Genomic DNA, 20,771 nt, shown 5'->3' with positions numbered 1-20,771 from the left:
CGCCACAATCTCGATCTCCTCGCAATTCCTCTCCCCTCGCTGTCACAATCCAGTCTTAAATCTGTCAAACGCTGGCAACACTGCCGCAACACACTGCTCGCATTGATCACTCATCAAAGCAAAGCACATGCGCGTTTCAATTATTGGTAGTGGATATGTGGGCTTGGTTACAGCCGCCTGTTTGGCCGAAGTGGGCAACAAAATTCTGTGTTGCGACATTGACGAAGCCAAAATTGCCCAACTTAAAAACGGCCAAAGTCCGATTTACGAACCCGGTCTGGATGAACTGCTGGAACGCAATATTCGCGAGCAACGCCTCGATTTCACCACCCGAATTGAAGACGCGGTGAACCATGCCGAGCTGATTTTCATTTGTGTGGGCACGCCGCCCCGCGAAGACGGCAGCGCCGACCTGCGCCATGTGCTCAAAGTGGCCCAGCAAATTGCCACGCACATGAATGGCTTTAAAGTAATCATCAACAAATCAACTGTGCCTGTGGGCACTGGCGAGCGAGTGGCCGATGAAGTGCGCCGCGTGCTGGTGCAACGCAATGCCTTGCACGCCTTCACCGTGGTGTCGAATCCTGAATTCTTGAAAGAAGGCGCAGCGATTGACGATTTCCTGCGCCCTGACCGCATTGTACTGGGCACCGACAGCACCCCCGCAGGGCAACGCGCCTTGCGCATGATGAAGTCGCTGTATGCCCCCTTCCAGCGCCACCACGAACGCCTGATGTGCATGGATGTTCGCTCTGCTGAATTGACCAAATACGCCGCCAACGCCATGCTGGCCACCCGCATCAGCTTCATGAACGAACTGGCCAACCTCGCCGAGAAAATTGGTGCTGACATTGAACAGGTGCGCGCGGGCATCGGCTCGGATCCCCGCATTGGCTTCTCTTTTCTGTACGCAGGCTGCGGCTACGGAGGCTCGTGCTTCCCCAAAGACGTGCGCGCCCTGATCCAGACCGGCGAAGAAGCAGGCGAGAACCTGTCCATTTTGCGGGCTGTCAACCACAGCAACCAGCGTCAAAAACGTGTGCTGGTTGAAAAAATCATTCAGCGCTTCGGTGAAGACCTCAGCAACATGACTTTTGCCATGTGGGGGCTGGCCTTCAAGCCGGAAACCGATGACATGCGTGAGGCCAGCAGCCGCACCATCGCGGCCGAACTGGTGCTGCGTGGTGCCAAAGTTCAGGCCTTTGACCCGGTGGCCAATGAAACTGCGCGCCGCGCCATGGAAGAAGACCTGGCCGCATTCCGGCAAGACGGCCCCTTGCTGGGCGAATTCGAAATTGCAAAAACCCAGGAAGAAACCCTGTTCAATGCGGATGCCCTGATAGTGTGTACCGAGTGGCGCATGTTCAAGAGCCCAGACTTTTTAATGTTGAGCCGCACGCTTCGCCAAAAGGCGGTTTTCGACGGTAGAAACCTGTATGACCCCGCACTGCTGGCGGATTATGGCCTGATTTACGAAGGCATTGGCCGCAGGGCTGAGCCAGCGGATCAGGGTTTATCGGTAGAACAAATGCGCTTGGCGTCTTAAAATTTAACGCCTTTGCCTTTATCATTGCGCAAGAGACAGAACACACCATCATCCACCCAGGACGAGCGCAATGATCAAGGTAGCCATCAGCGGCACGGGGCTTTTCGTGCCCAGCCAAACCATCACCAACGATGAATTGGTGGAGTCATTCAATGCCTATGTGGCGAAGTTCAATGCCGAACACGCTTCCGAGATTGCCAGCGGCGAACTTGAACCACTGCAGCCTTCCAATTCAGCGTTTATCGAAAGCGCTTCGGGCATCAAGCAGCGCTACGTGATGGAAAAGGAAGGCATTCTGAACCCGGACCGCCTTCACCCCTACTTCAAGGAACGCCCGAATTCTGAGCTGTCCATGATGGCGGAAATTGCCGTGGACGCAGGCCGCAAAGCCATGGAAGATGCAGGGCTTGTTGCTGCAGACATTGACGCCGTGATTTGCTCAGCATCAAACATGCAACGCGCCTACCCGGCCATGGCCATTGAAATTCAGGAAGCCTTGGGCATTGAAGGTTTTGGCTACGACATGAATGTGGCTTGTTCTTCCGCCACCTTCGGGATTGAGCAGGCGGTGAACGCCGTGCGCAGCGGCACAGCCCGCGCGGTGTTGATGGTGAACCCGGAAATTACCTCGGGCCACCAGGCCTGGCTGGACCGTGATTGTCACTTTATCTTTGGCGATGTGTGCACCGCTGTAATCGTACAGCGCCTTGAGGATGCCAAACCGGGCAGCTGGGAGGTACTGGGCACCAAGTTGGCCACCAAGTTCTCGAACAACATTCGCAACAACTTTGGCTTTTTGAACCGTTCGGAGGACGCAGACCGCGACGGTCGCGACAAACTGTTTATGCAGGAAGGCCGCAAGGTGTTCAAGGAAGTCTGCCCCATGGCTGCCGAGCACATGAGCACCCATTTGCAAAGCCTGGGTTTGAGTTCCGCGACCGACGTGCGCCGCTATTGGCTGCACCAAGCCAACCTGGCCATGAACCAGCTCATTGCCAAAAAACTGCTGGGCAGCAGCGAGTTCACGGCCGACAAAGCGCCGGTGATTCTCGATGAATTTGCCAACACCGCTTCAGCCGGTTCAGTGATCGCCTTTCACCGCCACAAAGATGATTTGGGCAGCGGCGATGTGGGCGTGATCTGCTCGTTCGGCGCGGGTTATTCAATTGGCAGCGTGGTGGTCCGGAAAACCTGAACGCCAGTTGGCTTGCTCAACTGTTTTGGGCTGCTGCTGAAATGTGAAAGCGCGTTGACGTAGATTAAGCTGCTAGCTTGCTCAGGTGCATACCCTCTCGCGCCAGAAAACCTGTGTTCCCTTTTTGAAATTCACCCTGACTCACCTCGCTCGGCAAAAAAGCGGGCCGAGTCTCGGTGTCGGCCTGTGGCCAACCGTGGCGGGTGAATTCAAACGGGCAGGTTTTCTTGATCGGCGCTGCGAGGGCATTGCAATCTGAGCAAGCGAACTACAGCGCTGGCGACTTGCGAGCCGGCTGCCTTGGTTCAGGCAAGGCTTGGGTATTGCTCTGGCTGGCCGGCTTTGCAGGGCTTCCCGGCGGCTTCGCAGCGCGGGGCGACCTGCAAGGTCGATGCGAAGACGCTCTAGCGTTTCGCATGCCCCAAGCCAGAAGCAACAAGCCGGATCAAGAAGCCTTGCTTAGGCCACCCAGAGCAATACCCAAGCATCGCCAAGAACCTTGCAATTCAAGCGCCGTATGTCTTGTCCAGATACCGCAAAATGTCGTTGGACTCGTACATCGCCACACCCGTGTTCGGATCGATCAAATAAGGCACCTGCACCTTGCCAGTGTTCTCCGACAACCAAGCCCGGTTGCGCGTGGTGCCTTGTGGCGCCTTAAACAGTTTGTCGCGGAAAACAGGGGGACCCATGTCCGTCATGGCGCCCTTGGGCGTGTTCTTCAGCAGATATGGAATTTCCAGTTCGCACAAACGCGCACGCACAGGCTTGGAGTATGGGCTGCTCTCAAAGCTGTAAAGCACCAAGGGTTCAGCGGGTGCTTTTGATGGTCGAGCTTTCATACCCTGAAAGCCACCAACACGGTATTGGAAGGTACTCGCCAGCATCGATGAACCCACCGCCACTTTGCGCCCAAAGCCTTGTTGGCTTTTCAGTTTACTGTTGTAGGTTTTGGCCAGGTAGTCGATGATGTCGGCGGATTCATTCATCACCACGCCTGTGTTGTCATCCACAAGCATTGGAAACTTGGTGCCAGGCAACAATTTGCGGGCCTCGTCGCGAAAACGCTTGCCACCTGCGGGGCAAGGCAAAATCATCACATCCAGGTCCATTTCACTCAAGGCCTCCCGCACCAGTCTGCAAAACGGGCTGATTTCGATGTCATAGAGTTTCAACACTTTTTCGGGAGTTTTGCGGGCACGGGCGGTAATACCTGTGCCGCGCCAGCCGCGTGCCGTGCCTGCCAGCAAGTTGAAAATTGCGTCGATGTTGGTGTTCATGGCTTGCCTCTGTCCTGTAATTATTCGAAATTGTCGTTATTTTGTGCGCGAACGTGTCCGCAGTGTAGACGAATCCCCCTAGCCCGCCGCATTGCTTGTTACTATTTTTTCAAACACACCTGCACCGGAGAAGAAACTTGAAAAAACTGCTGCTGATCAACGGTCCCAACCTGAACCTGTTGGGCACGCGCGAGCCAGGTATTTATGGACACATGACCCTGGCTGACATTGAAAAGGCCTTGAAGAACATTGCATTCACCGACGGTTTCGAATTGATGACTTTTCAAAGCAACCACGAAGGTGCCTTGATTGACCGTATTCACAAGGCAAAAACCGAAGATGTCGCGGGCATTGTGATCAACCCGGCCGGTTACACCCACACCAGCGTAGCGCTGCGCGATGCACTGGCGGGTGTGGCAATTCCGTTCATTGAAGTGCACCTGTCCAACATTTACAAACGCGAGAGCTTTCGCCACAACAGCTATTTTTCAGACCTGGCTGAAGGCGTCATTTGCGGGCTGGGCTGGCAAGGGTATGTGTACGCCTTGCGGCAACTCGCCTCCAAGTAAATAAAACAGGGGTATGGTGATTTTCAGTTCAATTTTGTAAAGATCAGTTAACAGCTGAACAAACTGCCCTGGACTGTGGTCTGATGGGCACTTAACAAGAAAAACGACACCATGAAGCACCACCTCAAACCCCTGTTGCCCTTTGTCTTGGCCTTATCGCTGGGGGCTTGCACCACTGTTGAGTCCAGAAAGCCAGAAATCGACAGCCGGTTTGAAAATGCAACTTTCAAACCCTTGGTCAGCCCGAACGCAGTGCAGGCACCTGCTGACTGGTGGACGGGTTTTTCCAGCGAACAACTCAACACACTGATGCAACAGTCACAGGCCGACAATCTGAGCCTGGAAGCCACAGAGGCCCGCCTGCGTGCAGCGCAGGCCAGCCTGGAGGCGGCACAGGCCAGTTTTTTCCCCTCGCTTACCCTGAATGCAGGCCGACAGGAAAACACAGTGAAAGGCACCAGCATTCAAGGACAGGCCACCAACAACCGCGGACTGTTTACCTCGGCCTCGTTTGTGGCCAGTTATGAAATCGATTTGTGGTCGCGCGTTCGCAACACAGCCAAGGCCTCTGAATTGCAGCTTCAAGCCACACGCTACGAACTGGATGCAGCCCGCATCAGCATAGCGGGTCAACTTGCCACCACTTGGTCCCAATGGGTGGCGGCTGACCAAACCGTGCGGCTGTTCGAGACGGAACTGGAAAGTTTTCAGACCAACCTGAAGTTGGTTGAATTGCGATTTCGCCAAGGTGGTGCAGTGGCGTCTGATGTGTTGCAACAACGGCAACTGGTCGAGTCGGCCCAAGGCAACCTGGCGCAAGCCCAAGCCAATCGCGATGTGCTGCTCAACAGCCTGGCGCTGCTGGTGGGCCAGCCTCCGAATAAAATCAGCCTGAACAGTGAGAACCTGCCTACCCTGCCCGCTTTGCCCGCCACAGGCTTTCCCGCTGAACTGCTGAATCGCCGCCCCGATGTACAACAGGCATGGGCACAGGTGCTGGCAACCGACCGCAGCGTGGCTGCCGCCATCGCCAACCGATTTCCGCAACTCAGCCTACGTGCAAGCTTTAGTGATCAAACCCGAGATTCCGACTTGCTGTTTGACAACTGGGTGCGCAATTTGAGCGTGAACCTGGTTGCGCCACTTTTCGACGGTGGCGCACGCTCCGCGGAAGTGGAACGCCAGCGCGCCTTGCTTGATCAGGCCGTGGCGCAATATCAGGACGCAGCCATCAATGCACTGGCCGATGTGGACAATGCACTGATTCAGGAAACCCGCCAAGGCGAGGCTGTAGAAAGTTTTCAACGGCAACTTGAACTGGCTGAGCTCAGTTTGAAGCGGCTTTTTGCAGGCTACCGCAATGGCACGGTCGACTACCTGGCCATTCTGGATGCACAACAAAGCACCAGCCAGTTAAGGCGTAACCTGGTGAATGCACAACAACAATTGGTGGGCTTTCGGATTGCCCTTTACAGGGCGCTGTCCGGCAGCATTCCACAACCTACAGCAGCAGAGCAGTCATGAGCGATCAATCTTTTTTCAAACGCAAATGGGTACAAATTGGCCTGGCCATTGGGGTCGTTGCCCTGGGTGTTATTGGTTCTGAAGTGCTGGTGGCCACAGCCCCTACAGCCAGCCGCAAACCGCCAGAAAAAGTCGCACGGTTGGTGACAACAGAGCCAGTCAAGGCCGGCGATTACACCGTCAGCTTGCTGGGCTATGGCGTGGTTGAGCCTGAGCAGCAAATTACCTTGCAAGCGCGGGTGAGCGGTACAGTACAAAGCATTGGTCCGAAGTTTGTACCAGGTGCTTCGTTCAAAAAAGGCGAGGTGTTGGTACAACTGGACAACACCGATTACCGCATTGAGTTGCAAACCGCGCAAGCCGCATTGGCGCAAGCGCAATCTACGCTCACCTCGGAATTGGGTAACCAGGTAGTGGCCCAATCCGATTTCGAATTGCTCGGTTTGAATGTGGATGAACGCGAACGTGCCCTGATATTGCGCAAACCGCAACTGGAAGCTGCCAAGGCCACTGTGCAGTCCGCGCAAGCAGGTGTTGAGCGCGCGAAGGTGAACCTGGAGCGCACCATTTTGCGGGCACCATTCGATGGTGTTGTGGTAAGTCGTGAAGCAAGCGTAGGCGCGCAAGTGAGTGCCACCACGGCTCTTGGCGTGCTTGCCAGCAGCGAAGCCTACTGGATCAGCGTGGCCGTGCCGCAAGCCGATTTGAAATGGATCAAATTTCCTGAAGGCAAACAGGCAGGCTCAACCGTGTGCGTCAGCGATGCCAGCAGCCGTGAGGACGGTTGCCACAAGGGTACGGTGCTGAACCTGCAAACCAGCGTTCAAGACAACGGACGGCAAGCGCAAGTATTGGTCGAAGTACCCCGGAACAACAACAAAAACCTGCAACCTTTGTTGCTGGCCCAGTATGTGAAAGTGCGCTTTGACGGCATTGAACTGAGGAATGTATTCAAACTGGCGCCCTCGTCTGTGCATGACAACACAGTGTGGGTCAACGACAACGGTGAACTCGATATTCGCCCCGTCAACATCGCCTTTCGTTCCGCCGAGTATGTGTTGATTGATCGCGGCTTGAACAATGGCGAAAGTATTGTGACTTCCAACCTGGGGTCACCTGTGAACCGCATGGCCATTCGAACGAACGAGCCCCCCAATAACGCAACCACTCCCGCACCTGCTGCGGTCAAACCATGAATGCCGCAAGCCGTCGCCGGGTAGACCGTTCAGGCCCATTGGCCTGGATGACCAAGAATACAGTGGCCGCCAACATCCTGATGTGGGTGTGCCTGATCGGTGGCGTGTTCGGATTCATGAACATGACCAAAGAAGTATTCCCCGAATTCGAGCTGGACCTGGTCACCGTGTCTGTTGCCTACCCTGGGGCAAGCCCTGAAGATGTAGAGCAAGGCATTGTGCTGGCCATTGAGGAAGCCATTTCAAGCATTGAAGGCATCGTTGAAGTCAATTCCACAGCCAATGAAGGCGCAGCCAGTGTGGTCATTGAAATCGATGAATCCGAAGACGCGCAGGCTGTTTACGACAAAATCAAACAAGAGGTGGACCGCATTACCACCTTCCCCGGCGACGCTGAAGTGCCCAATGTGTCACTGACTGCGCGCAAGCGAACAGTAGTCACTCTGGTGGTACACGGCGACACCGATGAATTATCGCTGCGCAATCTGGCTGAAGAAGCACGCGACGGTTTGCTGCAAAACCCCGGTATCACGCAGGTAGATCTCACCGAGATTCGCGAACAGGAAATTCATGTTGAAGTGCCAGAAGCCCGGCTAAACGCCTATGGCTTAACGCTGCAGGGCATTGCCGACAATATTCGGGCCAATGTCATTGAAGTATCCGGCGGAAGTATTTCAACCCAAAGCGGCGAAATACTGTTGCGTGTTTCCGAGCGGCGTGATTTCGCCAATGAGTTTGCAGCGCTGCCGATCGTGTCGCCAGTCAGCGGTACCCCCTTGAAACTGGGTGACATTGCCACGGTGCGAGATGGCTTTCAGGACATCGACAAATACGCCACCTTCAACGGCAAACCATCCATTGAAATTTCAGTGTCACGGATCGGTGAACAAACTCCCATCGGAATATCTGAGGCCACACAGGAAGCGCTGGAACGCATTCGCCCCTTAATGCCCGAGGGCATCGAAATTTCGGTGGTCAGCGATCGTTCCGACACCTACAAACAGCGACAGGAATTGCTGGCTAAAAATGCCGTGATGGGTTTGATACTGGTGATGGTGTTGCTCACCATTTTCCTGGACTGGAAGCTGGCCTTCTGGATCAGCATGGGAATTCCCACCGCGTTTCTCGGTGCCATGTTGATACTGCCCCTGTTCGGCGTCACCTTTAACATGATCTCGATGTTCGCCTTCATTATTGCGCTGGGCATTGTGGTGGACGACGCGATTGTTGCGGGCGAAAATATTTACGAATACCGGCAACAAGGCATGAGCATGTTGGACGCCTCTATTCAAGGCGCACGCGATGTGGCCATGCCAGTCACCTTCAGTATCCTGACCAATATTGCAGCCTTTGCACCCTTGCTGTTTGTACCAGGCTTTCTGGGAAAAATATGGGGTGTAATTCCGCTGGTGGTGTGCACGGTGTTTGTGGTGTCGCTAATGGAAGCGATCTTCATTTTGCCAGCCCACTTGGCGCACAGCAAAGAAGGCACAGGCAAATTTCACAACTGGCAACAAAAATTCTCCAAAGGATTCAGCCAGTTTATTGAACGCCGCTATACCCCGATTGTTCAAAAGTGTGTGGAATACCGTTACCTGTCCATGGGTGTAGGCATTGCCCTGATGGTACTGGTGATCAGCTGGCCAGTCAGTGGCCGCATGGGCTTCGAGCTGTTTCCGCAAGTGGAGGCAGACCAATCTGAAGTGCGGGCGCAATTGCCACTGGGCAGCACCAATGAACAAGTGAACCTGGTGCGCGACCGCATTGTTGAAAGCGCCCTGAAAACCGTAGAAGCCACGGGTGGTGAACAACAAAGCACCGGCATTTACGCCAGCGTGAATGAAAACAATATTACGGTACGAACGTACCTGACCCCGCCCGATGTGCGCCCAGTACCCACCGCTGAATTTACCGACCAGTGGCGGCTGGACGTGGGCAATATTCCCGGTGTGGAGACCATTCGGTTTGCGGCCGACTCGGGCGGCCCCGGCAGTGGTCCTGCCTTCACGGTGCAGTTAAGCCACCGCAATGTAGACACCCTGCGCCAGGCCAGCGAGGCCCTGGCGCGTGAACTGGCCAACTACCCCATGGTGTCCGAAATTGACGATGGATTTCAGAATGGCAAGGAACAGTTCAGCTTTACTTTGAAAGAGGAAGCGCGCCGCTTGGGACTGAGTTCCAACGACATTGGTCGACAGGTTCGCGCCGCATTTTTTGGTTCTGAAGCGCTGCGCCAGCAACGTGGCCGCAACGAAGTCAAGGTGCTGGTGATGCGCCCTGAAACAGAACGTTCAGCTCAAACCGATGTGCGAGACCTCTTGATTCGCACACCACAAGGAACACTGGTACCCCTGCATTCACTGGTGGAATTTGACGATACGCGTGCGGTTGCCAACATCACGCGAAGGGATGGGCGGCGAACCATTTCGGTAACCGCCAATGTGAACCCGCGCAACCAGGCACAACAGGTGCAAAATGCCACCGTGCAAGATCTCATGCCCAAGTTGATGGCCGACTACCCGGGCTTGAGCTACAGCTTTGCCGGCCGCCAGCAAGATTTTTCGGAAGCCCTGGGTGGTTTGGGCAAAGGCTTCATGGTGGCCTTGCTAATGATCTATGTACTTTTGGCCATTCCTTTCAAAAGCTATCTGCAACCCTTCATTGTAATGCTTGCCATTCCATTCGGTATTTTCGGCGCAATTGTAGGCCACTTGATGATGGGCTATAGCATCAGCATTGTGTCCATGATGGGCATTCTTGCCTTGGCAGGTGTGGTGGTCAACGACTCGCTGGTGATGGTAGACCATGCCAATGAGAAAGTGCGTGAGGGCATGACGCCCTACGAGGCGATTTGTACTTCTGGCGTGCGGCGTTTCCGGCCAATCATGCTGACCACCATTTCAACATTCGGTGGCTTGGCCCCCATGATTTTTGAAACCTCACGCCAGGCAAAATTCATGATCCCGATGGCCATTTCACTGGGCTACGGTATTTTGTTCGCCACAGCCATTACACTGTTGTTGGTACCCTGTTTGTACCTGATGATCGACGATATACGACGTATGTTGGGCACAAGCCCTGGCCTTGAGCCAGATGAAATTGATTTGACGAAACTGGAAGAAACCCGCACCACATGAATTCAGGTTTGGACACCACCGAGTTTTTAACCACCAAGGAAGTGGCTGAACTGTTGCGCATCAAAGAGCGAAAGCTGTACGACCTGGTGAGTGCTCAAGAAATTCCCTGCGTGAAGGCCACTGGCAAATTGCTGTTTCCCAAAGCCGAGCTTTTGCACTGGATACGCACGGGCGAATTTTTATCCGAAAGCAAAAGCACTGCACGATTGAATGTGCTGGCGGGTAGCCATGATCCGCTTTTGGAATGGGCGATTCGTGAATCGGGTTGCGGGTTGGCCATGCAATTTGATGGCAGCCTGAGCGGGCTTGATGTGTTTGAGAACCATGGTGCAGTCGCCACTGGCTTGCACGTGCTCAATGTCAACACCAACCCCACCGCCTGGAATACACATGCGGTGCAAACCCGTTTCGCAACAAGCAATGTGGTGTTGGTGCATTGGGCCATGCGGCAACAGGGTTTGATTGTGCCCCACGGGAATCCCAAGCAAATAAACAGTGTGGCTAACTTGCCAGCGTTAAAAATTGCCACTCGCCAGGCTGGCGCAGGCGGCATGATTTTGTTTGAACACCTGCTGCATACTCACGGCCTTGATTTGGCAGCGCTGAATGTTTCTGAAACCTGCCGAACCGAGAATGACACCATTGCAGCGGTGGCCAGCGGAAAAGCAGATGCAGCGCCGGGATTGCAAGCCTTGGCCTTGCAATTCGGCCTTGGCTTTGTGCCCACGCAACAAGAAAATTTTGATTTGATGGTGTGCCGCAAAGCGTGGTTTGAACCACCCTTTCAAACACTTATTCAGTTCACCAACAGCAGCGAATTCAAGAAAAAAGCGCAGCAGTTTGAAGGTTACAACACCACGGCACTGGGCACCGTGGTGTGGAATTCTTAAGGCTTGTTTGCGTGCTCATTTAGGTGCCTCATTTGCCAGCGTTGGGGAAGAACAGAGAATCTCCGTTCTTCTTGTAAGCCGCGATCGTGGCTTGCCCTTTGGGTGACACCAGCCAATTTACGAAAGTATTGCCCAGGTCGGTTTTCACGTTAGGGCACTTGGCCGGGTTCACTGCAATCACACCGTACTGATTGAACAAGGTAGGGTCACCTTCCACCGCAATCTTGAAATTGCCTTTGTTGCCAAAGGCAATCCAGCTGGCGCGATCGGCCAACACATACGCACCCATGCCCACACCGGTATTCAGGGTAGCGCCCATGCCCGAGCCTGTTTCCCGATACCACTTGCCGCTGGCGGCTTTGACATCCACATTGGCCGCCTTCCACAACTGCTGTTCTTTTTTGTGGGTACCACTGTCGTCACCGCGTGAAGCAAACAAAGCCTCTTTATCCGCAATGGCTTTGAACGATTTCACCACATCTTTGCTGCCCGCCACACCGGCTGGGTCGTTGCCAGGCCCCACCACCACAAAGTCGTTGTACATCACGTCAATGCGCTTCACGCCGTAACCGTCTGCCACAAATTTTTCTTCGGCGGCTTTGGCATGTACCAGCACCACATCGCCATCGCAATTTTGAGCATTCTTCAAAGCCTGCCCTGTGCCCACAGCCACCACGCGAACTTCAATTCCCGTTTCCGCTTTAAATGCGGGCAACAGGTGATCAAACAGCCCGGAGTTTTGGGTGGATGTGGTGGATTGAACAATAATGAATTTGTCGGCAGCATGTGCTTGTGCAAACAGGCCAGTGGCCAACAGTGCTGTAACCAATCGAATTTTTTTAGTCATGGTATCCCCTCGTTTAAATCAACAACTCACCCGCAAGGTAGGCTTTCGCCTCCCGGCTGGCGGGTGTTTTCAAAAATTCATCGGCGGCTTGAACTGTGTGAACCCTGCCCTTGTGCACAAATATCACCTCATCGGCAAGTCGTGCAGCCTGGCCTTGATCGTGGGTCACCACAATCACTTTCACGCCACACTGGCTGGCACGCAGCACAATGTTTTCAATCAATGCTGTGGCTTGGGGATCAAGGCTGGCACTGGGTTCATCCAGAATCAGCAAACCAGGTTCTGCCGCCAAAGCGCGCAGCAATGTCAGGCGTTGCTGTTCCCCGCCTGACAGTTTTCTGGCCGGAGATTTTGCGAGGTGCTGCATGCCACCCAACTCGAGTAGGGCATCCGCGCGGAAAGGCCGTTGGCCTCGCTCCACGCCTGCGATGGCCAGTGCATGCAACAGGTTGTCTTGCACACTGCGGCGCAGCAATACCGGGCGCTGGAATACAAAACCAATTTGATCGCGGGGAACTCGACTCAGTGTGTTGAAACGGACAGAACCCTGCTCAGGCATCAGCAAGCCCGCCAGTAGACGCAAAATAAGACTTTTGCCAGCGCCATTGGGCCCCATGATCGCGGTAATGCCTTGCGCGCCAATTTCAAGAGTCAAATTGCTGAATATGTGATGCTTGCCGAATGACAGATGAACGCCGTCAAACTGAATTGGCAAGTGCTCTGAAAACGGTTTCGAAGGGGCAAGCAAGGCCAGGTCGCTGTTCATCTTAAGCATAAGCCCTCTTTTGTGCGCTGTTTTTCAGCAAGAAAAGGCCCGCGTTAATCAGGATGGACAGCACGATCAGAATAATCCCCAAGCCCAGTGCCAGCGCCAGTTCACCCTTCGAGGTTTCCAGTGCAATGGTGGTGGTCATCACCCGGGTTACATTGGCAATGTTGCCGCCCACTATGATCACGGCGCCCACCTCGGCCAGGGCACGCCCCAGGCCTGCCAGTGCACTGGTCAACAGCGAATAGCGGGCATCGACAATCAAAGTGCAAATGGTTTGAATTCGGCTGGCATTCATGGCGCGCAGCATTTCATCGTATTCGCCATACAGGTCTTCAATGACTTGCCGGGCCAGTGCTGCCACAATTGGGGTGACCAGCACCACCTGCGCGATCACCATGGCTGTGGGGGTGTACAGCAATTGAAGAAAGCCCAGAGGGCCGGCCGCAGACAAAAACAGATAAATCACCAAGCCCACCACCACGGGCGGCAAACCCATGAGGGAATTCAAAAACACCACCAAGAGCATTCGCCCAGGAAACCGGCCAATTGCCAAAGCGGCACCGATCGGAAAACCCAGCAAGCATGCGATGGAAACGGCCGTGAACGTGACCTGTAGCGACAAGGCAATGATGTCGATCAAAGTGGGGTCAGCTTGCCCAATCAGGGTAAAGGCTTGAACAAAGGCTAGAGAGAAGTCTTGCATTTATATGCATTTTTTACGGAATAAATGCAGTGTAATGCGAAAATGCGCGTGATGTCATTGGTAGTAACACCAGCGGGGAGAAAAAAGGCAGAGGACGAATGGTCCGAATCCGGGAATGCCCCCTGCCGAAACCAGCTGATCCGATGCTAGTCAGATCAGCCAGTGCTTGGTCAATTCAGGTTTACTGCAACAGGCTCAGTACGTTGTTGGGCAACTGGTTGGCCTGGGCGAGCATGGCGGTGCCGGCCTGCTGCAGGATCTGCGAGCGAGTCAGGTTGGCCGTTTCCTTGGCAAAGTCAGCGTCCATGATTCGTCCGCGTGCGGCCTGCAGGTTGGTGCTCGATACATCGGCAAAAGCTGCCACTTGCTCCAGTCGGCTTTGGCCCGCACCCACCACAGCACGAATACCGGTGATGGCGTCGATCGAGGCATCCAGAGTGTCGATGGCCGTGGTGGCGTTGGCCACATCGGTAATGGCGCCCAGGTTGGTCTGAATGTCGGCTGCACCGTTGGTCATGATGGTGGTCAGGTCGTTGCCCGTGCTCAAGCCATCGTCAGTCAGGTTCAGCTCCAGGGTGTCGGAAACGGCGTTGCCGGTGCCCACCTGGAAGCTCAGTGTTTGGTTGGCGGCATCAAACAGGTTGTTGCCGTTGAATGTGCTGCCAGTCACGATGCGGTCCACCTCGTTGGCCAGTTCCGTGTACTCACGGTTCAGGTTCACACGGTCGGTGGGGTTCAAGGTGCCGTTTTTGGCTTGAACAGCCAACTCACGCATACGCTGCAGGTTGTCGCTGATCTTGCCCATGGCGCCGTCGGCCACTTGCAACAAAGAGATACCGTCGTTGGCGTTGCGCCCCGCCACATCAAAGCCGCGAATTTGCGCTTGCATGCGCTCGGCAATGGCCAGGCCTGCTGCGTCGTCTTTGGCGCTGTTCACACGCAGTCCGGAGGACAGGCGAGCGATCGAGTTGTTCAAACCCATGCCAGAGCCTGAAAGGTTCTTCTGGGCGGTCAGTGAGGCTACGTTGGTGTTGATTCCTAGCATTTTAATTCTCCAAGCAATTTATTGAGTTAAGAGTCAGTCGCCTTCAGTGTCGTGCACTGTCGTGCGCTGCTCATGATTCATTAACGCTTGGAAAAAATGATTCTTTAGGGTTGATGTGAAATTTATTTCACCCCTACCCTTTCAGGCGAAGGCTCCATGCTTTCAAGGCCAGCAACTGGGCGGCCAGGTTGGACTTGATTTTCTCGTCCGTCACATTGCCATCGGCATCAAAACCACCCGCAAATGCATTAGCAAATACTTCAGGCTTGTTCAAAGGATGTAAATCCAGATACACACACACTTGCCGCAAATGGTATTGGGCGCGTGAGGTGCCCATGCCGCCACCCGCGCCGCAAATGGCCACGGGTTTACCAGCCAGCAAGGCATTGTCCGGATAACGCGAGGCCCAGTCGATGGCATTTTTCAAGGCAGGTGCAATCGAATAGTTGTATTCAGGGCAGGCCAACATCAATGCATCGGCCTGTTTCAATTGTTCAAAAAAAGCCTGAACAGCGGCCGGCCTTTCAGCAAGGTCGGCATTGAAAAACGGCAAATCAATTAAATTGGCGAACTGCATTTCCATGCCCTCAGGCAACTGCCCGGCGGCGGCGCGCAGCAAACCCGTGTTGCTCGACTTTGCACGAAGACTTCCCGAAATACCCAGTACGCGAATGGTGTTGCTCATGGTGTTGCTCCTTTGAATTAGGCAAGTCAGTCTTTCTTGGGCGGAATGGCATAGGTGCCCACAGCATGTGCAACGGGTTCAGGCAAGCCTTCGGAGTACACACTCACCTCGCCAATTGCCAGCGTTTTGCCCACTTTGATCAATTTGCACACGCCGATGATGTCACGGTCTGCAGAAGGTTTCCTCAAAAAATTGATGTTCATATTCGTGGTCACCGCCAAAGGCACAATGCCAATTCGCCCCAGTATGCCCACATACAAGGCGCAGTCGGCCACCAAAAACATGACGGGGCCAGCCACGGTGCCACCGGGGCGCAACTCAGCCACCGTAATTTTGTGACGAATGGTAGCGGATTCGCCATCGACATGTTCAACCGTGATTTTGCTTTGTGGAAATTGCGTGTTGATGAATTCATTCATCATTTCTTTGGTTATCAAACTTCGTCTCCGTTCTGTAGGAACTCTTGTTTTAAGCGGTGTTACGTAGCTGCACTATTCGCATTTACTTCACTCAAGAGCCCATATTATGCAATCAGTCAACTCTTTGCTTACCCAACAACTCACCGAGATAAAAAACAAAGGTTCGGAAAGCCTTCCCTCGAGCAGCAAGCAATTCAAAAATTTGCCACAAACCGTAGCCGCAATACTTGGCTCATCATTGCTTGCAGAACATTGTGGCTTCAAATCTGTTGGAAGCAGTTCACATCAGTTGGCATTGAGTTGTTACAGCATCGCAGAAGCAATGCCGCAAGATTCTGTAATTGCGACCCCCAACGGGCAAGCCCTAGGCAGGCTTGATTACTACCAGGCAGCGGCCAATCTCAGCCCAAACACCAAGATTTACTGGTTGAAGCTTGCTGAAACCTTAGGTGACAATGAAACAATCAAAGTGGGTCAAAAAAATTACTCAAAAGAAGAATGCCTGTCAAAAAGCGCTCCGCTGCCAGCCATGGCCTTGTGGTCAAAGCAAGCCAAACAAACTCAAACAGGCACCCATCAGGGCGGCTGCGCCGAGTACCTGCATAATCGATCGCTTGAATCCAAACAAAGCGATCAGGGTCAGCGCCGAAATTGAAGCGGCAATCCAGTCAAACCGGCCAGAAAAACCACTGGGCCACCACACGTGATAGGCAAAAAACACTGAAAGGTTCACCACCACACCAACCACTGCCGCGGTGATGGCCACCAACGGCGCTGTGAATTTCAAATCATCGTGGGTACTTTCAACCAAGGGGCCACCCGCCAAGATGAACAGGAAAGAAGGCAGAAAAGTAAACCAGGTCACCAGCGCTGCGGCTAACGCGCCGGCCACAAATGCATGCTCAGGCCCAAATGCGGCTTGCACATAGGCACCCACAAAACCCACAAATGCCACCACCATGATCAGCGGGCCGGGGGTCGTTTCACCCAAGGCCAAGCCGTCAATCATTTGCGTGGGTGTCAGCCAGCCATAATGACCTACCGCACCCTGGTACACATAAGGCAACACGGCGTAAGCCCCACCAAAGGTCAGCAAAGCCGCCTTGGTGAAAAACCAGCCCATTTGCGTGAAGGTGTTTTGCCAACCCAGGCTTGCTGTCAGCAAACCCATGGGCACCAGCCACAGCAGTGCACCGGTTACAAGCACTTTGGCCAAATGAACTTTGCTGAAACGGGCATGCTCGGGTGTCGGGGTGTTGTCGTCAATTAAAGCAGCGCCATACGATTTTTGCGCACCGGCATGCCCGGCGCTGCCGTTGAACTTGGCGGGGAACAATTTTCCGCCCACAAGGCCGATGATTGCCGCTGTGGCCACAATGATGGGAAAGGGTACGTTCATGGCAAAAATCGCCACAAACGACGCTGCCGCAATTGCCCACATCCAGTTGTTTTTCAGGGCACGGGAGCCAATGCGGTGTGCTGCATGCAACACGATCGCGGTCACCGCTGGCTTAATGCCATAGAAAACACCGGCAACAACAGGCACATCGCCAAACGCAATGTAAACCCAAGAAAGCAACACCAAAATAAACAGCGAAGGAAGAACAAACAATGCACCTGCCACTATTCCCCCCCAGGTGCGGTGCATTAACCACCCAAGGTAAGTGGCCAACTGTTGAGCCTCCGGGCCCGGCAACAACATGCAGTAATTCAGGGCATGTAAAAAACGCTTCTCGGAAATCCAGCGACGACGCTCAACCAGTTCCTCATGCATGATGGCGATTTGCCCGGCTGGCCCGCCAAAACTGATGAAACCCAGCTTTAACCAGAACCAGAAAGCCTGCATCAGGCTGACCGGTGCGGGGGGTTGATCAAGAGCGGTCATTTCAGCAGCAGGCGTGGACATTATTGATCTGAGAGGTCATTGATTGGACGGCTAATCTTATCTCATACTCGAGGCTCAACAAGGGAAACACCATGAACTGGATCAGCAACATTGCATTGGCCATCGCGGCCTTCATCCATTTTTTACCCCTCAGCGGAATCATGGGTAAAACATCGCTCGAGAAGCTGTACGGAGTAGGCATAACCGATCCCAATTTATTGATCGCCATGCAACACCGCGCACTGTTATTCGGTTTGCTGGGTGTGTTGTTCGTGGTGGCCATGTTCAAAGCCGATTTGCGCCTGCTGGCCATGTGCTTTGGCCTGGTGAGCACCGTTGGCTTTATTGCAGTGGCGTGGCAAGTGGGCGACTACAACTCATTGATTGCACGAGTCATCAAGGCTGATGTCATTGTGATTGTGGCGCTGATCATTGGTTTGATCAACGAGTTCTGGTTCATCAAATCGTAAGCATTGAATTAAAAAGCCCCCAGGACCGTCACGAGTCACTGGGGGCGGCACTACTCCCACTACCTTGATTAACAAAGCCTCAGGCGGTTACGTCTGCTTTCACCTGCCTGTAGGCCTTCACATCAAACTTTGACATTTGCGCTGCATATTGCGTAGCAAAACCGGGGAACATGGTGGCGTTGAAACCATCCTCGGTCAGGTACCAGCTTTTGCAACCGGAGTTCCAGTTGGTTTTTGCCAGGCGCTTTTGTATGTTGGCATTGTGTTTGGCCTGCACATCAGGCTTTACATCCAGCATTTTCAAGTTGGAATCCAGAATGGTGCGAATGCCTTTCACCGCGTAAGCGATTTGCTGCTCCATGTACACCAGTGCCGAATTGTGACCAGGGCCACTGTTGGGTCCAAACATGATGTACAGGTTGGGATAGCCGCTCACATTGATGCTTTTGTAAGCCTGCGCACCGCGCTGCCATTCCTTGGCCAATTCGCGACCACCCACACCCAGTATTGGATAAGGTGTGCCACTTTTCGGCACATCAAAACCAGTGGCAAACACAATACAATCCACGCGGTGTTCAATGCCTTCCGAAGTGCGAATGCCCTGCTCCACAATATTGGCAATCGGCCAGGTAATCAGTTCGCAATTTTCTTTTTGCAAGGCCGGGTAGTAATCGTTACTCACCAAAATACGCTTGCAACCCAATTTGTAATCGGGTTTCAATTGCCTGCGCATCCAGGGGTCAGGCACTTGTGATTTCAAAAAGGCCTGCCCCAAACGTTCGCCAAGGCGTGTCACCGGCGAGCTCCAGATCACGGCCAGGGCCATACTTTCATGAGTCCAGTACAAGGCTTCGCGAATCGCCTTTTGCGTAAAGGGTAATTTTGTGAACAGTTTTTTACTCAACTCAGAGGTTGAGAAATCGGGACGCGGCATGACCCACGCTGGCGTGCGCTGAAATACTTTCAGCTTGTCGACTTTCTTCACCAGCTCGGGAATGATTTGAATGGCGCTGGCACCGGTGCCAACCACCGCCACACGCTTGCCGGTGAAGTCGTAATCATGATCCCATTGCGCGCTGTGAATTTTCTTGCCCTTGAAGTTCTCAATGCCCCGAATTTTTGGGAAACTGGCATTGGCCAAAGGACCGCTGGCCATGATCACGGTTTTGCCTTTCCACACTCGACCGCCGTCAGTGTGAATCATCCACAGCCCTTGCGCATCGTCCAGCTCGACTCGCGTTACATTTTGCTGATATTGAATCAGTTTCTCCAAACCAAAATCATTCACCAGGCTGTGCACATAAGCCAGAATTTCCTGGCTGCCGGAATAGCTGCGAGACCAGTTGGGGTTCGGCGCAAAGGAAAAGCTGTACAGATTCGACGGAATGTCACAGGCTGCTCCGGGGTATTGGTTGTCGCGCCAAGTGCCGCCCACCTCAGCGGCTCGCTCCAGAATGGCCACATTGTGTACACCCGCTTCGCGAAGTTTGATCGCAGTGCCCAAACCTGCGAAACCAGCACCAATAATCAAGGTGTCGTACACATGCTCGCCACTTTTTTCGGCAGCACTTTTGCTTGAACTGCGGTGCACGGTAGTACGCGCAGCAGTGGTGCCTTTCAGTGCCTTCGCAGGCTTTCTAATTTCAATCGTCATTGTGGTTTCTCGCATTGTTCAAGCCGTGGTGTGCCAAGTCAGTTTGTTCACCCAGCTTGGTACTTCGGGCAACCAGCTTTTCGGGATGTAATTGGAGGCCTTCACGGCTGCATCCACGGGTACATGGTAAAAACGGTTTTTGCGATCAATCACCCATTTTCCATGCAGGCGCATCACCTGATACCAGGGGTTGCGTCGGCCCTCAGGCGTTTCACCACCGTATTTTTCAAATTTGGCCATGGCCTCGTACAGTTTTTCTTCCTTCAAACCCATGGTCACAATGTTGTCGCGCATGCGATTCAACAAAGGGAAATACACTGCAACACCCAACAGCAGTTTGGGGTTGATGGCCGTGGCAATTGATTCCAAAGCCAGGCGGTACATTGGGCCATGACCCATCATTTCAAGCACATGGAAATCCACACCCAAATGACGGGCCTCATCGGCATTAATCTTCTTGAACACTTCATGACAAACAGGGTCTTTCACCTCATCCAGCAGGAACTTGCACAGTGCGCCATCCAGCGTCACTTCCAGCATGGGAATTACACTGCCCAAAACGCTCAAGGGCATGTCGTCGCTGTACTTGTCCAGCCATTCAATGGTCAAGCGAAGGTTGATATTCGGCTCTGGAATCTCACCTTCTTCAAGCATGCCCCAACGCTGCATCAAAGCCAGCTCGGCATTGGCATGGCGCTGTTCTTCTGCATGAAACCAAGTGTAAATTTCTTTCAAAGTATCGTTCGGGGCTTTTTTGGCCATGGCCGCAAAGCCGCGCGCACCAATGTGTTCAATCCAGGTCAGGTCGGCCATGAAGGCCTTCAGTTTGGGCCACTGTTCTTCAGTGATCATCTCGCGGCCAGGCGCATCCCAATCAATGTCGGCCAAAGCCCATTGATTCTCCTTGATGCGGCGCAGTGTTTTTTCCAGATCGAGTTGAGGCATTTTGTGTAC

18 protein-coding genes are annotated in these 20,771 nt (G+C 53.7%); 8 read left to right on the top strand and 10 right to left on the bottom strand.

Annotated elements, in window-relative coordinates; genetic code table 11:
- Positions 1 to 127: 127 nt before the first annotated feature.
- Together HKT17_RS04505 and HKT17_RS04500 are read left to right on the top strand one after the other, a co-directional pair.
- Positions 128 to 1,546, top strand: a complete 1,419-nt coding sequence (locus HKT17_RS04505; protein WP_171098167.1) for a UDP-glucose dehydrogenase family protein — start codon at positions 128 to 130, stop codon at positions 1,544 to 1,546.
- A gap of 70 nt (positions 1,547 to 1,616) precedes the next feature.
- Positions 1,617 to 2,741 (top strand): beta-ketoacyl-ACP synthase III, encoded by a 1,125-nt coding sequence (locus tag HKT17_RS04500; RefSeq protein WP_171098165.1) that lies wholly within the window; start codon positions 1,617 to 1,619, stop codon positions 2,739 to 2,741.
- A 506-nt stretch (positions 2,742 to 3,247) separates the two neighbouring features.
- Here the strand turns inward: HKT17_RS04500 and HKT17_RS04495 are convergent.
- A complete protein-coding gene (locus HKT17_RS04495; protein ID WP_171098163.1) occupies positions 3,248 to 4,021 on the bottom strand; it encodes a glutathione S-transferase N-terminal domain-containing protein in 774 nt (257 codons plus the stop codon).
- 137 nt (positions 4,022 to 4,158) lie between these two features.
- Here HKT17_RS04495 and aroQ point away from each other — a divergent pair, with 137 nt between their 5' ends.
- The 5 genes from aroQ to HKT17_RS04470 all read left to right on the top strand — a co-directional run bounded on the left by aroQ (position 4,159) and on the right by HKT17_RS04470 (position 11,337).
- The gene (gene aroQ, locus HKT17_RS04490; protein WP_171098161.1) at positions 4,159 to 4,590 is read left to right on the top strand and encodes a type II 3-dehydroquinate dehydratase; all 432 of its coding nucleotides are present in this window, start codon (positions 4,159 to 4,161) and stop codon (positions 4,588 to 4,590) included.
- A 111-nt stretch (positions 4,591 to 4,701) separates the two neighbouring features.
- Complete coding sequence (locus HKT17_RS04485) at positions 4,702 to 6,114, top strand: efflux transporter outer membrane subunit (RefSeq protein WP_171098160.1); 1,413 nt, start codon at positions 4,702 to 4,704, stop codon at positions 6,112 to 6,114.
- Entirely contained in the window at positions 6,111 to 7,310 is a 1,200-nt protein-coding gene (locus HKT17_RS04480; protein WP_171098158.1) for an efflux RND transporter periplasmic adaptor subunit, read from the top strand. Before HKT17_RS04485 ends, HKT17_RS04480 begins: the two co-directional genes overlap by 4 nt.
- Entirely contained in the window at positions 7,307 to 10,447 is a 3,141-nt protein-coding gene (locus HKT17_RS04475) for an efflux RND transporter permease subunit (RefSeq protein WP_171098155.1), read from the top strand. The genes HKT17_RS04480 and HKT17_RS04475 overlap by 4 nt, the downstream gene beginning before the upstream one ends.
- Positions 10,444 to 11,337, top strand: coding sequence for a substrate-binding domain-containing protein (locus HKT17_RS04470; RefSeq protein WP_205882502.1), 894 nt, complete (start codon positions 10,444 to 10,446; stop codon positions 11,335 to 11,337). The genes HKT17_RS04475 and HKT17_RS04470 overlap by 4 nt, the downstream gene beginning before the upstream one ends.
- A gap of 28 nt (positions 11,338 to 11,365) precedes the next feature.
- Here the strand turns inward: HKT17_RS04470 and HKT17_RS04465 are convergent, their stop codons facing one another.
- From HKT17_RS04465 to chrA, 7 genes are all read right to left on the bottom strand, one after another.
- Complete coding sequence (locus HKT17_RS04465) at positions 11,366 to 12,184, bottom strand: ABC transporter substrate-binding protein (RefSeq protein ID WP_171098153.1); 819 nt, start codon at positions 12,182 to 12,184, stop codon at positions 11,366 to 11,368.
- 13 nt (positions 12,185 to 12,197) lie between these two features.
- On the bottom strand, positions 12,198 to 12,959 hold the full coding sequence (locus HKT17_RS04460) for an ATP-binding cassette domain-containing protein (RefSeq protein WP_171098151.1): 762 nt from the start codon (positions 12,957 to 12,959) through the stop codon (positions 12,198 to 12,200).
- Positions 12,952 to 13,659 carry an ABC transporter permease gene (locus HKT17_RS04455; protein ID WP_171098148.1) on the bottom strand — a complete coding sequence of 236 codons (708 nt, stop codon included), beginning with the start codon at positions 13,657 to 13,659 and terminating at the stop codon, positions 12,952 to 12,954. Before HKT17_RS04455 ends, HKT17_RS04460 begins: the two co-directional genes overlap by 8 nt.
- A 181-nt stretch (positions 13,660 to 13,840) precedes the next feature.
- Positions 13,841 to 14,704, bottom strand: coding sequence for a flagellin N-terminal helical domain-containing protein (locus HKT17_RS04450; RefSeq protein ID WP_008253010.1), 864 nt, complete (start codon positions 14,702 to 14,704; stop codon positions 13,841 to 13,843).
- A 133-nt stretch (positions 14,705 to 14,837) separates the two neighbouring features.
- The gene (locus HKT17_RS04445) at positions 14,838 to 15,389 is read right to left on the bottom strand and encodes an NADPH-dependent FMN reductase (protein ID WP_171098147.1); all 552 of its coding nucleotides are present in this window, start codon (positions 15,387 to 15,389) and stop codon (positions 14,838 to 14,840) included.
- A 26-nt stretch (positions 15,390 to 15,415) separates the two neighbouring features.
- Positions 15,416 to 15,826, bottom strand: a complete 411-nt coding sequence (locus HKT17_RS04440; protein WP_171098145.1) for a PaaI family thioesterase — start codon at positions 15,824 to 15,826, stop codon at positions 15,416 to 15,418.
- Positions 15,827 to 16,349: 523 nt separating this feature from the next.
- Positions 16,350 to 17,714: a chromate efflux transporter gene (gene chrA / locus HKT17_RS04435; RefSeq protein WP_171098143.1), complete on the bottom strand. Its 1,365-nt coding sequence runs from the start codon at positions 17,712 to 17,714 to the stop codon at positions 16,350 to 16,352.
- Positions 17,715 to 17,785: 71 nt separating this feature from the next.
- Between chrA and HKT17_RS04430 the strand changes: the two genes are divergently transcribed.
- Positions 17,786 to 18,163: a phosphopantetheine adenylyltransferase gene (locus tag HKT17_RS04430; protein WP_171098141.1), complete on the top strand. Its 378-nt coding sequence runs from the start codon at positions 17,786 to 17,788 to the stop codon at positions 18,161 to 18,163.
- A gap of 79 nt (positions 18,164 to 18,242) precedes the next feature.
- On the opposite strand, the gene HKT17_RS04425 is transcribed toward HKT17_RS04430, so the two are convergent.
- Entirely contained in the window at positions 18,243 to 19,817 is a 1,575-nt protein-coding gene (locus HKT17_RS04425) for a flavin-containing monooxygenase (RefSeq protein WP_240965901.1), read from the bottom strand.
- Positions 19,818 to 19,835: 18 nt separating this feature from the next.
- Positions 19,836 to 20,762 carry a ferritin-like domain-containing protein gene (locus tag HKT17_RS04420; RefSeq protein WP_171098139.1) on the bottom strand — a complete coding sequence of 309 codons (927 nt, stop codon included), beginning with the start codon at positions 20,760 to 20,762 and terminating at the stop codon, positions 19,836 to 19,838.
- Between the last annotated feature and the right edge of the window lie 9 nt (positions 20,763 to 20,771).

The sequence above is a fragment of the Limnobacter sp. SAORIC-580 genome, assembly GCF_013004065.1.
Lineage (GTDB): Bacteria > Pseudomonadota > Gammaproteobacteria > Burkholderiales > Burkholderiaceae_B > Limnobacter > Limnobacter profundi.
The sequence above is the reverse complement of the archived record's forward strand: the minus strand, read 5'-3'. Positions and strand labels throughout refer to the sequence as shown.